We start from the raw sequence: 14041 nt of genomic DNA, 5'->3' as shown, positions 1-14041 counted from the left end.
TAAACACCCCTTGACCGGGGTGTTTTTATTTGTATGGCAGAATATTCAATACTTATCACATCATCACCGTTTCAAGGCGACACGGCACTACGTGCCCTCTCCTTTGCGCAAGGTGTTATTGATAATGGTGATGTAATAAACAACGTTTTCTTTTACAGCGAAGGTGTACACCACACTAACAACTTAATGCTGAAAACGGGCGACGAGCTTTTTGCGTTTGATGGCTGGAAGACCTTGGCAACGGAACACGGGATAGAGTTACTCGTATGTATTACCGCTGCCGTTAAGCGAGGCATTGTGAGTGAGTTAGAGGCGAAAGAAAATGGGTTGGCTCAGGCCAATTTAACCGCGCCTTTTGAACAAGCAGGCTTGGGCGAATTCTTCACCGCGCTCCATGATTGCAATAGGCTGGTGCAATTCTAATGGCGCATTTACTTATTAGATTTACCCAAAGCCCATTTTCCAGTGCGAAAAGCCAAGACGGTTTAGACTTTGCGCTTGCCGCTACAAACTATGGTCACGATGTTAAGGTGCTGTTTGAAAACCAAGGTGTACTGCAGCTGGTTAAAGCGGCGTCAACCAAAGGGCTGAAAAATCACACTAAACGTTTGGCTAGCATGCCGTTTTTCGATATCGAAGAATGTTATGTGTGTAAAATGAGCGCAGAAACTTATGATATTGAACACGTACTCGCCAACACTGACTTAGTTGAAGAGCTTGAATGCAAATGGGTAACTTCATCTGAAAAAGTTGCGTTAATTCAACGCGTTGACCATGTGGTGACCTTTTAATGCTTATTTCCATTTCAACGCCAACCGTTTCCGTTGCTGACAAGCAGTTTCTAATAGCAGCCTTAGAGCAATTAAGCGTAGATGTCTACGTGGTTTGTATAGGCGACGGTGTTTACGCCCCTACAATCGAAAGTTTGTTTTTTGAAGAATTAACGAATCACTTGAAAGAAGAATCACCACTTAATTTGGCATTTATCGATGGCGATGCATCGGCAAGAGGTGCTAAGTTGCCAAAGCAAGCCATGTCTATCACTTCCAGAGAGTTTGCTGCTTTGTCAGCGAAAAATACGCATTGGGTAACCCTTTAATGACACAAGAAACTTTTAGCTTTACCTATAGTGGTCAAGAGATCCCTACTGATAAAGCCGGCTATTTACTCGACTACACGCTTTGGGAAGAAGGTATGGTTGAAATGCTGGCTGAACAAGAAAACATCGAACTTACTGATGCCCATTGGGAAGTCGTTCGGTTCGTACGTGCATTTTACGAAGAATACGAAACCAGCCCAGCGATTCGTGCTTTAGTGAAAGCCATGGCCAATAAGTTTGGGCCAGAAAAAGGTAATAGCCGCTACCTGCAGCGACTCTTCAAAAAAGGCCCGGCCAAGCAAGCCACTAAACTGGCTGGATTACCAAAACCAGCGAAATGCTTGTAAAGGCGATTACATATTATATTGAAAGTGCTAGCGCCCCCTGCTAGCCTTTTTCTCTTTCGCATATTCCTCAAGATTACTTACTCGTCATATCACAGTATCGATTGTTGTATATTGACAAGGGTTAAACCACCTATCCCTCTTTTACTAAAAACACTTGTTTAGCTACCGCTCCTGATGAAGCTTGATTCAAGGTAGCGAGTAGTAGAGCCGTCCTATTGCTAACTTGTTTTAGCCTTGGTGTTGATATTGCAACTCCCCTCTTACATTAGCGTTTTATCTCGGGTTTTGGGCACATTTTTCATACTTGCCATTACCGAACACTATAAACGTGAATGTTTTACATAAATGGACATAGGAGGCTGTATGACAGTTCAAAAACACTACGTAATTGTGGCTAACCACGAAGACGCCACAGCTTACACCTATACCAACCACGGAAGTGCACTTGTTGAAGTAAAGAAATGGCACAATGAGTTTAGTGGCGCGAGTGACCAAGACATTTATACAGATAAACCCGGCAGACAATCGGCTCCCGCTTCGCAGGTACCGGGCGTTGATAGCATGAACAGAAAAGATGCCGCAGAACTTGAAGATGAACGATTTGCCAGTGACATTGCCGACTGGCTAGATGGTGAGCGTAAACGGGGGGCACTAGGCTCAATTGATATTATTAGCGGGCCAGGATTTCTTGGCAAATTAAGAAACGGAATGTCATCTCAATGTACGGATGTTGTCGATAAAGAAGTCAAAAAGAACGTTTTAGGTGCGGACGAGGAAACCTTACTTTCCTACCTTAAATAAAACGTTATTTAGAACATAGCTTATCACAGGCGGCTGCTGTTAAAGCCGCCTTTATTTTGTTCGCATACGAGTTTAATTCAAAAGTTTTCGTCAGCCTTTAACATATTAACTTCACCGATTGCCTCGGCACTCTTAAACGTTTTTACTCGCGTGACTTCAAGGTCGGTATAAATACGAGGGTTATTCAAAATATACTCTACCTCATTATCCAATGCCCCTTCTTTGTCAACGGTTAACCACGCATTAATAGCGTGACTGTCATGAGGAAGAAAGCAGGGAATGGATTTTTCATGATACTGACTAAAGCCATCTATAGGCGGGCGTGTTACTACTGCACAGGAAAATAGCCCATTACTAAACCGCCGATATACCGCGCCAATAAGCAATGCTCCGCTAGTGGGCTTCATTAAATAATGTGCTTTTCCTTCCCCAATCGGATTAGACTCCCCTACAGCCGTTGCTACGACTATAGCCCGCCTTTCTCGAATAAACTTTCCCCAATAAGGGCTTTCTAGATTACGGGCGTTAAATGTTGTTCTATTGCCAACCTCTAACGTGTTGCCTACGGGCTTAGCATCAAACCACCATGTAGCATCTATGGTGCTATCACAAGAAACAATTAAATTGGTAATTTGTCGTTCAGGCACTTTTCCAAATGCAGGATAAAAGTTGATGACATTGCTTGTAGAAGATTCGTTGACGAAAAGCGGAATGGTTTGTGTGAGACCTACTTCTTCAAGAAGCGCTATAACGTCTGGAGAGTCAGTAACACGTTGTATAAATCCACACATAAAGAACACTATTGAAAGTCTGGTTTGTCTTTAAAGTACAGAAATATTTAGAGAAGTAAAATAAAAAGAGCCACCACATTACAGTGATGGCTCATAGTTTTTAGCAGTATTTATTCGAAGCGAACAGTAATACCAGCATTCAATCTGCGACCTAAAAGGTCATACAGTGGATTGAACGTGTAGCCAGGTGGTACCTTATTGAAGGCGTTTCTCAGGCCCACATATACGTCAACATTTTCGTTGTAGGTATATTCAATGCTGAAGTCGTGAGTCCAAATACTTCCAACAAAGGCTGGTGAAGTGTCTTCAGGAGTATCTCCGCCAGGTGAAACATCAAATAATGCAGAACGGTCAATAAAACGACTTGTGTAGTTGAAGTTCCACTCATCCAGACGATAGTCAACAATCGTTCTCAATTGATACTCTGGGTCTCCTACCTCACCCACTTCTACGTTAATTTCATCTGGACGGTCTTGGAACGCGTACTCTTCAAGTTCATTAACTTTGTTACCTTGAAGGTTTAAGCGTAGCTCACCCGGTAGACCTAAATCACCAAGTTCGGTCGTATAGCGGATTTGGAATTCTACACCTGACGTTTTAAGTGCAGACGCATTGATAAAGCCTGAACGTACAACTTCCACATCGTTGTTCTCGTCACGGTCAATCTGCGAGCAGAAACCCGCGTCAGGGCCACCCGTGGCATCAACACAGTTATCTAGGATATCCTGTGCATCAACTTCTGTGATTGCATCTTCAATTTCAATGTCGTAGAAATCAAGGGTAACAGAGAAGTTTTCTAAAAACTCCGGCGTCCAAACTACACCAACGGTTTTCGATTCACTGCTTTCAGAAAACAAGTCAGGGTTACCGCCAGATAGTGTTTCAATACTTACGTTGTCGTTTGCTTCAAAGCCAGCAGGAATACCCAGTGCTAAACAGTTCGCAGCGCGGTCTGGATCATCATTAATATTGTCGGCGTCACACGGGTCGTTAATATTTGCGAAACCTGGCGATTGCGGAGAAAATGCCTCATCCACGTTAGGTGCACGGACAGCTTCACCTACTGTACCGCGAATACGTACATCTTCAATTGGTGCCCACATAAAGCCTACTTGCCAAGCATCTGCACTACCTGCGTGTGAATAGTCAGCTGTGCGATACGCCGCGTCGACCGACAGTTCCTTGGCCAACATAACATCACTAAGTAAAGGTAAGCGAAGCTCAATGAAGAACTCACTAACATCATAGCCACCAAAAGAATCAGGAGTGGCAGCGCTGGTAAATACGCCTTGTTGCGTTAATTCATCGGTAGTTGTTTCAACATCTTCTTCACGATATTCATAGCCGAACGCGATACCTAGCGGACCACCTGGAAGCTCAAACCACTCAGCAGAATCAAATGCCAGTGTTCCACCAATCATTTCTTGAGTGATTTCATCTTCGCGCTGTACATCACCGGCGATGAAGTCTGCAGAAGCTGCGCTTGCTTGACCGAAACCAAATGGGTTGAACGGTGCACAGTTCTCTGGATTAACTAAAGCTGGATCTTCATAGTCATCGCCTTGAAGTGCAGGGACCTGACTACGACATGCAGCTTGCCCTGTCTCAGGATCGATTACAGAATCCAAGGCAGCTAGGAAGTTTGAAGGAATTAAGTCGTTTAAGGTACGACGCACGTTAGACACTTCGCCTCGCGTGTAATAAACGTCGTAGTCAAACTCAGTATCGCTTAGCGAGAAATACCCTTCGAAACCGCCAATAAAGCGAAACAGTTCACGATCGTTAGACGCTGTTCGGTTACCTATATCAGTGAAAAAGCGCGACATTTCTACCACGGATTGACCACCATCAAGAAGGCGAGATCGCGTAGAGTCGTCTAAAAATGCATTGTCTTCAACATCGACGAAAATACCGCCAAAGCGGAAAGATGGTTGAAACTGCTGCTCAATCTTCTTATCTACATGTTTAACGTCACCATAGAAACGTACGTTGTCTGTAATGTCATAGCGGAACGTACTGGCTAACGTAACTGTTTCTTGATCAGGAACGTAGTTAACATAGTCTTCACCGAAGAAAACCGTATCATAACGCTGGTCAAAACTACCAAACGCAAAGCTGTTCGTTTCTAAACGAGAGACTTGGTCCATAGGTGTGCCGTTTGGCATAAACGTAATTCTAGGACCACCACCAAATGGGTTGATAATGCCAAACTCGTTGATCATCTCTGAACCAACAAATGGAACGCGAAGTCTATCTGCGATACCATCGTCTTCACCAGTGTCTAGTGGGTTTACTATAGTTCCCCACGCTGCTGCTTGCTGAAGGTCAGGCTCCATAACTTGGTTGATGTTGTTCTTTTCAGCAAAGAAGGTAATGTTACCTTTACCGTCGTCGGTAGTGTGACCGTAAAGCGCACTAAAGTTGTTAGTTCTGTTACCAACACCTTCAAGGTCAGTAGTACCATCAAACCTAAACTCTAAGCCCTCGTAATCGTCTCGAAGAATTACGTTAATAACACCTGATACCGCATCAGAACCATAAATAGCCGACGCACCGCCGGTAATGACTTCAATTCGTTCGATCATAGCAGCAGGAATTGAGCCCGTATCTACCGCATTTGAAAATGGTGAACCCGCCACGTGACGTTTGCCATTTACTAGTGTTAAGGTTCTGTTTTCGCCAAGAGAGCGTAAATCTGGTGAGCTAAGCCCAGCATTGGCATTACTGTTGTTGTTACCAATTAGGGTTGAGCCTGCAGCAATTGCAGGAAGCTCGGCAAGAATACTACCTAAGTCGGGAGTACCGAAGCGCTTTATTTCCTCTGCACTTACTGAAACGATCGGTGCCGGCGTTGAAAGCTCTGCTCGCTTAATGCGCGAGCCTGTTACTTTGATTTTTTCAACTGTCTCTTCGTCTACAGCCATCTCTTGTGACATAACTGGGTAGGCAAGTGACCCAACAAGACCTACTAACGCCGCATTTCTCAACGTAGTGGTAATGAGGTTTTTTTTAAACATGTGTTTTCCCTGGAATTTTGTTGAGGAAACGGAAATTCCAAGAAGGACATTTCCCTTATCCCCAACCGTCATTGTTGATTTATCAATCGATTTTTATGCGCGCAACTAGATTTTATATTTCATTCTTGTTACGCAAACCAAACATTAGCCAAAAGTGTAAGATTTGTAAAGAAATGCCAGTGTCGACACTAACGTATGAAAATTATAAGTTTTTTACCAAATGTGTGAGTTTATTTACAATTTGAAACAAGTTATATCTTTTGTTCTTTGTTCGTAAAACTTTGATTACATGCGTATTTTATAATATCTCTTCACTTTTTTTCACTTGTTTAGAGGATACTTGTGATTAAAGTATTAAATTCTAGACACGTTAGAGCGAAAAAAATCCGACACCTTATTAGGATATCGGATTTTGCTTTAATTGGCTTAGAAGTTTATTTTTGGATCAAATAATGTCGATTATCTATCTAAATTACTGTTTTACGCCTTAATCACTTCTTGGCCTGCCATGTAAGGCACGAGCGCCTTTGGAATGGTTACGCTTCCGTCTGCTTGCTGGTTATTCTCCAGAATAGCTACAAGGGTGCGCCCTACCGCCAAACCAGAACCGTTCAATGTATGAAGCAGTTCAGTTTTATTCGTTTCTGGGTTACGGAACCTAGCCTGCATACGTCGTGCTTGGAAATCCAGCATGTTTGAACATGAAGAAATTTCACGGTAAGTGTTCTGTGCAGGTAGCCATACTTCAAGATCGTAGGTTTTACATGCACCAAAGCCCATGTCACCCGTACATAGCAGCACTTTACGGTACGGCAACTCTAGCTTTTGCAGAATAACTTCAGCATGTCCTGTAAGTGCTTCTAGTGCGTTAAAGCTATCTTCTGGCTTAACTAGTTGCACTAGCTCGACTTTGTCGAACTGATGCTGACGAATTAGACCACGGGTATCACGGCCATAAGAACCGGCTTCTGAACGGAAGCAAGGCGTATGTGCCGTCATTTTCACAGGCAGCGTTTTCGCATCTAAGATTTCATCGCGGGCGATATTCGTTAGCGGTACTTCTGCCGTTGGAATAAGGCTTAGCCCCTGCCCCTCTTCGGTTGCAGGCTTCGTATGAAATAAATCTTCACCAAATTTGGGCAATTGGCCTGTGCCGTACAAGCTGTCAGCATTAACCAAATAAGGCACGTACATCTCTTGATAGCCGTGTTCTTGGGTATGAGTATCAAGCATGAACTGAGCTATGGCACGATTTAGGCGAGCCATGTCACCGCGCATAACTACGAAGCGACTGCCTGTAAGCTTACTTGCCGTTGCGAAATCAAGACCATTGTTTAAGCCTTCCGCAACATCTACGTGATCTTTTACTTCAAAATCAAACGTACGAGGCTCACCCCAACGGGAAATTTCCACGTTGTCGTCTTCATCCTTACCTTCTGGTACAGACTCATCCGGCAAGTTAGGAATGCCTTGTGTAAGGGTATTTATTTCTTCTAACAGTTCGCTAAGCTCCGCTTTAGCGGCATCAAGCTCGTCACCCAGTTTACCCACTTCAGCTAAAAGCGGTGCGATATCTTCGCCCTGCGCTTTTGCTTTACCAATGGATTTACTTCGTACGTTACGCTCGTTTTGCAGATCCTGTGTTCTGGACTGAAGTGTTTTTCTTTTTTCTTCAAGCGAACTGAAAGCTGCTACATCGAGGTTAAAACCACGGGCAGCTAATCGCTTAGCTGTTTGTTCTATATCGCTTCGCAAACACTTTGGATCTAACATGTGTTTCTAATTATCCTTTCATTAATTGAATGGCTAGCCAACCTGCTATTAGGCAAGCGCCAACGTTAAGAAATACATTCGCTATGGCTTTGAGCCACAACCCGTTTTCTAATAAAGTTAAGGTTTCAACAGAAAATGTTGAGAATGTAGTAAAGGCACCTAATAGGCCCACACCGATAAGCGCACGGTAAGGAGAGTCGCTTAAATCGTGACGTTCAATAATGCCGTACAGTAACGCGAGTGCAAACGACCCAACCACATTCACCGTTAGTGTACCAAACGGCATGTGTTTTCCAAATAAGGAATCAACACTTGTGGTAACAAAATAGCGTAAACAGGCGCCAGTCGCCCCGCCTGCGGCAATAAAACAATACAAAGCTAACCCTTGAGGCACGTAAAACTCCCTAGCGCGTTCTTTTTATGAACTAATCCATAGTCTTTGGATTAGTAAAGGTACATATGTACAACTTTACCTTTTATTATTGCTTCTCGCATTAAGCGAGTCGAGGAATTCCCGTTTGGCTTTAAGCGCTTTTTCTAAACCGCGCTCATTGGGCTTGTATAAGCGAGTACCTACAAGGTTTTCTGGTAAGTATGTTTCGCCTGCAGCGAAGGCATTCGGCTCGTTGTGTGCGTAGCGATAACCGTCACCATGACCCAATTCTTTCATAAGCGATGTAGGCGCATTGCGCAAATGCATGGGAACCGGTGCATCAGAGGTCTTTCGCGCTAACGCTTTCGCTTCATTAAACGCCATGTAAACCGCATTACTTTTTGCAGCTAAGGCACAGTAAACGGCAGCTTGTGCAATGGCACGCTCGCCCTCTGCAGGACCTACGCGATGAAAGGTGTCCCATGCGTTTATACATAGCTGCATAGCCCTGGGATCGGCGTTACCAATATCTTCAGACGCGATAGCCAGTAATCGCCTCCCCACGTAAAGTGCATCACCGCCGCCATCCAAAATTCTTGCATACCAATAAAGTGCCGCGTCGGGATCTGAACCCCTTACAGATTTGTGAAACGCTGAAATGAGGTCGTAGAAGGTATCGCCCTTATTGTCGTAGCTGGCAACTTTCTCGCCCACTGCATGCTCAACATCGCTAACGGTGATATTGTTAGCACTTGTGAAGTCGGCGGCCAGTTCTAAATAGGTAAGAAGGCGCCTGGCGTCGCCACCGCTTAAATCTATAAGGGCGTTTCTTGCTGTCTCTTCAATACCAAGGGCTTTATCGCCCAAGCCTTTTTCACTATCACTCAGCGCTCTATCGACTAGTTCAGATAGCGCGTGTTGTTCAAGTGTTTTTAGCACGTAAACGCGAACTCGAGATAACAGCGCTTTGTTTAATTCAAACGACGGGTTCTCTGTCGTTGCGCCAATAAAGGTGACCACACCCGATTCAACAAATGGCAAGAACGCATCTTGCTGACTCTTGTTGAACCTGTGTACTTCGTCAACAAACAATAAGGTTCGCTGATTATAGCGGGCGTTTTCTTCAGCCGTATCCATGGCTGCTCTGATATCTTTAACCCCTGAGGTAACAGCAGAAATACGCAGTACAGATGCATTAGTGTACTGAGCGATAAGTTCAGCGAGGGTGGTTTTGCCTGTTCCTGGCGGCCCCCACAAGATCATAGAGTGGCAGTGGCCTGCCTCTAGCATTTTACGAAGCGGCTTGCCCTCGCCAAGTAAATGTTCCTGACCGCTGTACTGCTCAATGGTAACAGGGCGCATTCGCGCCGCTAACGGCGCAAATTCTTGATTAACGCTGGTCATCAACTATGAAGCTATCTGGAATATCAACTGAGAAGGTGTCGGCTGACACTGGAAAGCGAGTTTCAATATTATTGAACACTAAGGTGCTAATTTGCTGTTGCGCATCGAGCATATTAAGCGAAGTGAGCTCATTATCTTGATTGAAGGTTAAAGTAAGCGTGACAATTTGACCGCCTTCTTCCTTCGGAGTGATTTGATAACTTTGCAAGGCAGTATCATTGTTGATGACACTCGTTGAATTGTCAGCAGATATCCCACTGTTCATTTGGCTAATAGAAAACTTCGACCAGGTCCCATCATCCGTAGAAGTTAGCAAAACGATAGGGTTGTCTTTAATCGCGTTGGCTTGAGATAGAACCGTGACCTGCTCTACAAAGGTATCCACATTCCATACAGCTTCACCATCAGCTACCAGCAAGGTTTCATCAGGAAACGTGGTTTCCCAGCGTAACTTATTGGGGCGAGTCATAGTAAGCGTGCCTTGTGCTTCATGAACTACGTTTTGCTGGGCGTCTACCACTGTTTGTTCGAAACCTGCACGGAACTGTTTCATATCGCTTAATAGCGCTCGTAGCGATGAACTCACAACTTCGTTTTCACTGACCGAAGTAGCCGTAGCAACTGTGTCAGCGCTAACATCATACGCATTCTGAATGTTAGTAGCGTTAAGCTCTACTGACGTAGTTGCAGAATCCACTGGTACGCCCGCTAAGGATGGTGCACTTATGAAAAATGCACTTATAAAATAAACCGAAACTGCTTTATTCATTTATTCAATCCATTCGTTATTCTTTGTGGGGCGGCGGTGCAAGCACCTCTCGGTTTCCGTTATGCCCCTGTGCACTTACGACACCACTCATTTCCATTTGTTCAACTAAGCGCGCTGCGCGGTTGTAACCAATTCTAAATTTACGCTGCACACTAGAGACACTTGCACGACGAGTTTCGGTAACAAATGCGACTGCCTCATCATAGAAAGCATCGAATTCTTGGTCTTCGCCCTCCGGTTGTTCACCCGGAAGTAAGACTTCTGCCGTTGCTTCGCCATTGAGAATTTCATCTATGTACTCTGGTTCACCGCGCTTCTGCCAGTCGGCCACTACCGCGTGCACTTCGTGATCGTCAACAAACGCACCGTGAACACGGGTAGGTACTGGGCTTCCAGGTGGAAGATAAAGCATATCACCCATACCTAGCAGGGTTTCTGCGCCTTGTTGGTCGAGAATGGTTCTTGAATCTATTTTGCTTGATACCTGGAATGCACAGCGAGTTGGAATGTTCGCTTTAATCAAACCGGTGATAACATCTACCGATGGACGCTGTGTAGCAAGAATAAGGTGGATACCTGCCGCACGGGCTTTTTGAGCAATACGCGCAATAAGCTCTTCCACTTTTTTGCCTACAATCATCATCATGTCGGCAAATTCGTCCACTACCACCACGATAGCTGGAAGTTTTGCTAAGTCTGGCGCTTCGGCATCCATACTTTCTTCATTCTTCCAAAGCGGATCTTTAATTGGTGTGCCGTTAGCGATGGCTTCTTCTACCTTAGCGTTATAACCTTTGAGGTTACGCACACCAAGGGCGCTCATTAAGCGATAACGGCGTTCCATTTCTCCAACACACCAACGAAGTGCATTGGCGGCCTCTTTCATGTCGGTCACAACCTCAGAAAGTAAGTGCGGTATGCCTTCATACACTGAAAGCTCAAGCATTTTGGGGTCTATCATGATCATGCGAACGTCTTCAGGCGTGCTTTTATAAAGCAAACTCAAGATCATTACGTTCACACCGACAGACTTACCTGAACCTGTAGTACCGGCAACTAAAAGGTGAGGCATTTTAGCTAAATCAACTACTACAGGCTGACCAGAGATATCTGCTCCCAACACCATGGTTAAAGGCGATTTATTAGATTGGAAGGTATCGCAGCTAATTACTTCGCTTAAACGCACCATTTCGCGTTTTTTGTTAGGGAGTTCTAACCCAATAACCGACTTACCTGGGATAACCTCAACTACACGAACTGAAATAGCTGACATTGCACGGGCTAAGTCTTTTGATAGCCCTGTAATTTTGCTCACTTTAACGCCAGGCGCTAGGTCTAGCTCAAAGCGCGTAATTACTGGCCCTGGGTACACACCCACTACAGTGGCTTCAATATTAAAATCAGCAAGCTTTTCTTCCACTAAGCGCGAAATGCCTTCAATTTCTTCTTGCGTTAACGGGTTTTCATGTTTGTCAGCACGTTCTAGCAAATCAAACGACGGCATAGGTGGCAAATCAGGATCAACCCCATTCGACTTTGCTTTAACCGGCTTAGCGCCAAGCGCTGCAGGCGTGAATGCTTGAGTGCTTTCTTGGCTCGCTGGTTGTGCCTGTTCTGTTTGTGAATGCGCCGTTTGTGCTGCTGCGGGAGCAGGTGTTTCGCTAACACTTACGGAAGGCGCGGGCTTACTTCCCGTTTCATAAGGCAAATCTTCGTCAAACTCTTCTAGCTCGTCAAAGTTAATATGTGGGCTTTGCTGAACCTGAGGCTCACTTCGAGTATTTTCACTTTCTGACGTCACTCGCTCATCTTGGTTAGATTTACCCAAGCCAGTTTTATCTTTAAAGCTACCCGTTACCGCATTACGCATGCCTGATAGTGAAAATGCTGACTTCTTCGTCTCAGGTTCAATTTCGCCCGCATTTGAAAGCGCTTCATCGCTTCGCAAGTTTTCGCTGTCTTGCGTCGACTTTCCTTCAGATTGCGCTTTATCGCCGCCATCATAAGTATAAAACGGTGGTTCATTATCAAGCTCATTAATACCGAAAGAGGGTTCATTGCGAATCGGTGTAGCTCTCTGAGTAGGCGTTTGCGGTTGCTGTGGCTGTTCCTGAGCTTGTGCGGAAGAAGCTAAGGGTTCTGCTCGCATACTGGTAATATCCAACTCGGCAGTGTCGGGGCTTTCTTGATTTGAAGATTTATTAGCCAGCGCCAGACGTGGCATTTCAAGTGCCAATAAACTTTGTGGTGCAGACAGGGTTTTACGACCCAACCACAGCGTTCCCTCTCCCAACCTGTCGATAATGGTAAGCCAGCTAATACCTGTTAATAGAGTAAAACCGGTACAGAAAAAGCAAAGCAGCAATAGGATAGTACCGGCAGTATTAAAGTACGGTATAAGCGCTGAACTAATCACATCACCTACAAAGCCGCCAGCTGAAAAATTGTAAATATCATCAAAATTGATACTGGCGATACCCGTTGCGCCCAGGGCCATTAATAACCCACCGATAATTCGCAACCCTATGGTGAGATAGTCGAATTCGTCCAGCTCTTTGATGTGCTGGAAAAGGAACCACCCTAAAAATGCAGAGCCAAATGGGAGCAAATAAGCAAGAAAACCAAACGAAAATAGCAATAGGTCAGCAACCCATGCCCCTGTCGCGCCAACCCAATTGTGAATGTCTAATTGTAAACCAGCCTGACTCCAACCTGGATCACCTGGATGAAAAGATACTAGTGCCAGCAATAAGAAAAAGGCGAAAACACAGGCGATAATCATGCCTGCTTCCCACACTCGCTGAACCCCTGTTAATCGCGCCATAACCCTAAAGAACCTTCAATTTCTATCGCATGTAGTTTTATATCGACTAACGGTCTTAGTCTATACGTACTATCTTTGCGTTAAACGCTACAAAGAGCTTAGCGAACTCTTTGCAATCCCTACATAATTATTATTTGAGTAATATGGTAAGTAGCTGAACCTAATAATAAAACTGACGGTATGCACCCCTACCCTATTGCTTGTGAACCGCAACAATCCTTTCGTTGCACACAAACACTGTATTTTTGCACAGCCTACCATAAAAACACACTATTGAGCCATGCTTTCATTACTTCAAATTAATGCGCAGTGATGATGTGCTTTTTACTTCTTCCATCACAACATATGTCCGCGATTCACTTACCCCCGGCAAACGCAACAATGTATCACCCAACAGTTTTCTATAACTGCCCATATCCGCAACACGCGCTTTTAATAAGAAGTCGAAATCACCAGATACCAAGTGACACTCTTGAATATCGTCATGCAGTTTTACCGCAGCAGAAAATTCTGCAAAGATATCCACCGATGTTTTGGTTAATGTAATCTCAACGAACACGAGCATAGCAGCGCCAAGCTTTTCCGGGTCAACTAAGGCGTGGTAGCCCTTTATATAGCCCTGAGCCTCCAATCTCTTGACTCTCTCTAAGCAAGGACTTGGACTTAAGCCCACCTCTTTAGCAAGTTCGACATTAGATATACGCCCGTTTTTCTGCAGTTGTACCAGTATATTCCTGTCTATTCGGTCAATGTGTTTAGGCGTCTTCACCAACATATAAAATACCTCACAACCCATCTTTGAAAGCATTATATGCTACATAACTCTATTATTCAGCAGATAGT

The 14041-nt window shown here is 44.6% G+C and carries 13 protein-coding genes; 5 read left to right on the top strand and 8 right to left on the bottom strand.

What is annotated here, in order from left to right:
- Nucleotides 1-33 precede the first annotated feature (33 nt).
- From tusD to D1814_RS16770, 5 genes are all read left to right on the top strand, one after another.
- Complete coding sequence (gene tusD / locus D1814_RS16790; protein ID WP_118494561.1) at nt 34-423, top strand: sulfurtransferase complex subunit TusD; 390 nt, start codon at nt 34-36, stop codon at nt 421-423.
- Complete coding sequence (locus D1814_RS16785) at nt 423-791, top strand: DsrE family protein (protein ID WP_118494559.1); 369 nt, start codon at nt 423-425, stop codon at nt 789-791. Before tusD ends, D1814_RS16785 begins: the two co-directional genes overlap by 1 nt.
- Nucleotides 791-1099, top strand: coding sequence for a hypothetical protein (locus D1814_RS16780; protein WP_118494557.1), 309 nt, complete (start codon nt 791-793; stop codon nt 1097-1099). Before D1814_RS16785 ends, D1814_RS16780 begins: the two co-directional genes overlap by 1 nt.
- The gene (locus D1814_RS16775) at nt 1099-1446 is read left to right on the top strand and encodes a TusE/DsrC/DsvC family sulfur relay protein (protein WP_118494554.1); all 348 of its coding nucleotides are present in this window, start codon (nt 1099-1101) and stop codon (nt 1444-1446) included. The genes D1814_RS16780 and D1814_RS16775 overlap by 1 nt, the downstream gene beginning before the upstream one ends.
- Nucleotides 1447-1809: 363 nt before the next feature.
- Complete coding sequence (locus D1814_RS16770) at nt 1810-2247, top strand: host attachment protein (protein WP_118494551.1); 438 nt, start codon at nt 1810-1812, stop codon at nt 2245-2247.
- 77 nt (nt 2248-2324) lie between these two features.
- Here D1814_RS16770 and D1814_RS16765 read toward each other — a convergent pair whose 3' ends face one another.
- The 8 genes from D1814_RS16765 to lrp form a co-directional block, all read right to left on the bottom strand.
- The gene (locus D1814_RS16765) at nt 2325-3038 is read right to left on the bottom strand and encodes an SOS response-associated peptidase family protein (RefSeq protein WP_118494549.1); all 714 of its coding nucleotides are present in this window, start codon (nt 3036-3038) and stop codon (nt 2325-2327) included.
- Between the two features lie 110 nt (nt 3039-3148).
- The gene (locus D1814_RS16760) at nt 3149-6055 is read right to left on the bottom strand and encodes a TonB-dependent receptor plug domain-containing protein (RefSeq protein WP_118494547.1); all 2907 of its coding nucleotides are present in this window, start codon (nt 6053-6055) and stop codon (nt 3149-3151) included.
- Between the two features lie 480 nt (nt 6056-6535).
- Nucleotides 6536-7828, bottom strand: a complete 1293-nt coding sequence (gene serS / locus D1814_RS16755; protein ID WP_118494545.1) for a serine--tRNA ligase — start codon at nt 7826-7828, stop codon at nt 6536-6538.
- A 10-nt stretch (nt 7829-7838) separates the two neighbouring features.
- A complete protein-coding gene (crcB, locus tag D1814_RS16750; RefSeq protein WP_118494543.1) occupies nt 7839-8222 on the bottom strand; it encodes a fluoride efflux transporter CrcB in 384 nt (127 codons plus the stop codon).
- A gap of 75 nt (nt 8223-8297) precedes the next feature.
- Entirely contained in the window at nt 8298-9605 is a 1308-nt protein-coding gene (locus D1814_RS16745) for a replication-associated recombination protein A (protein WP_118494540.1), read from the bottom strand.
- The gene (lolA, locus tag D1814_RS16740) at nt 9592-10374 is read right to left on the bottom strand and encodes an outer membrane lipoprotein chaperone LolA (protein ID WP_118494538.1); all 783 of its coding nucleotides are present in this window, start codon (nt 10372-10374) and stop codon (nt 9592-9594) included. The genes D1814_RS16745 and lolA overlap by 14 nt, the downstream gene beginning before the upstream one ends.
- A gap of 16 nt (nt 10375-10390) precedes the next feature.
- Complete coding sequence (locus D1814_RS19760) at nt 10391-13198, bottom strand: DNA translocase FtsK (protein WP_118494536.1); 2808 nt, start codon at nt 13196-13198, stop codon at nt 10391-10393.
- Nucleotides 13199-13487: 289 nt separating this feature from the next.
- A complete protein-coding gene (lrp, locus tag D1814_RS16730) occupies nt 13488-13973 on the bottom strand; it encodes a leucine-responsive transcriptional regulator Lrp (RefSeq protein ID WP_118495424.1) in 486 nt (161 codons plus the stop codon).
- Between the last annotated feature and the right edge of the window lie 68 nt (nt 13974-14041).

The organism is Alteromonas sp. BL110 (assembly GCF_003443615.1).
Lineage (GTDB): Bacteria > Pseudomonadota > Gammaproteobacteria > Enterobacterales > Alteromonadaceae > Alteromonas.
The sequence above is the reverse complement of the archived record's forward strand: the minus strand, read 5'-3'. Positions and strand labels throughout refer to the sequence as shown.

Bases quoted from the DNA above. Each gene is read 5' to 3' on its own strand.
- D1814_RS19760 (WP_118494536.1), bottom strand. From the start codon at position 13,198: ATGGCGCGATTAACAGGGGTTCAGCGAGTGTGGGAAGCAGGCATGATT.
- lolA (WP_118494538.1), bottom strand. From the start codon at position 10,374: ATGAATAAAGCAGTTTCGGTTTATTTTATAAGTGCATTTTTCATAAGT.
- tusD (WP_118494561.1), top strand. From the start codon at position 34: ATGGCAGAATATTCAATACTTATCACATCATCACCGTTTCAAGGCGAC.
- serS (WP_118494545.1), bottom strand. From the start codon at position 7,828: ATGTTAGATCCAAAGTGTTTGCGAAGCGATATAGAACAAACAGCTAAG.
- D1814_RS16745 (WP_118494540.1), bottom strand. From the start codon at position 9,605: ATGACCAGCGTTAATCAAGAATTTGCGCCGTTAGCGGCGCGAATGCGC.
- D1814_RS16775 (WP_118494554.1), top strand. From the start codon at position 1,099: ATGACACAAGAAACTTTTAGCTTTACCTATAGTGGTCAAGAGATCCCT.
- D1814_RS16770 (WP_118494551.1), top strand. From the start codon at position 1,810: ATGACAGTTCAAAAACACTACGTAATTGTGGCTAACCACGAAGACGCC.
- D1814_RS16760 (WP_118494547.1), bottom strand. From the start codon at position 6,055: ATGTTTAAAAAAAACCTCATTACCACTACGTTGAGAAATGCGGCGTTA.
- D1814_RS16785 (WP_118494559.1), top strand. From the start codon at position 423: ATGGCGCATTTACTTATTAGATTTACCCAAAGCCCATTTTCCAGTGCG.
- D1814_RS16780 (WP_118494557.1), top strand. From the start codon at position 791: ATGCTTATTTCCATTTCAACGCCAACCGTTTCCGTTGCTGACAAGCAG.
- D1814_RS16765 (WP_118494549.1), bottom strand. From the start codon at position 3,038: ATGTGTGGATTTATACAACGTGTTACTGACTCTCCAGACGTTATAGCG.
- lrp (WP_118495424.1), bottom strand. From the start codon at position 13,973: ATGTTGGTGAAGACGCCTAAACACATTGACCGAATAGACAGGAATATA.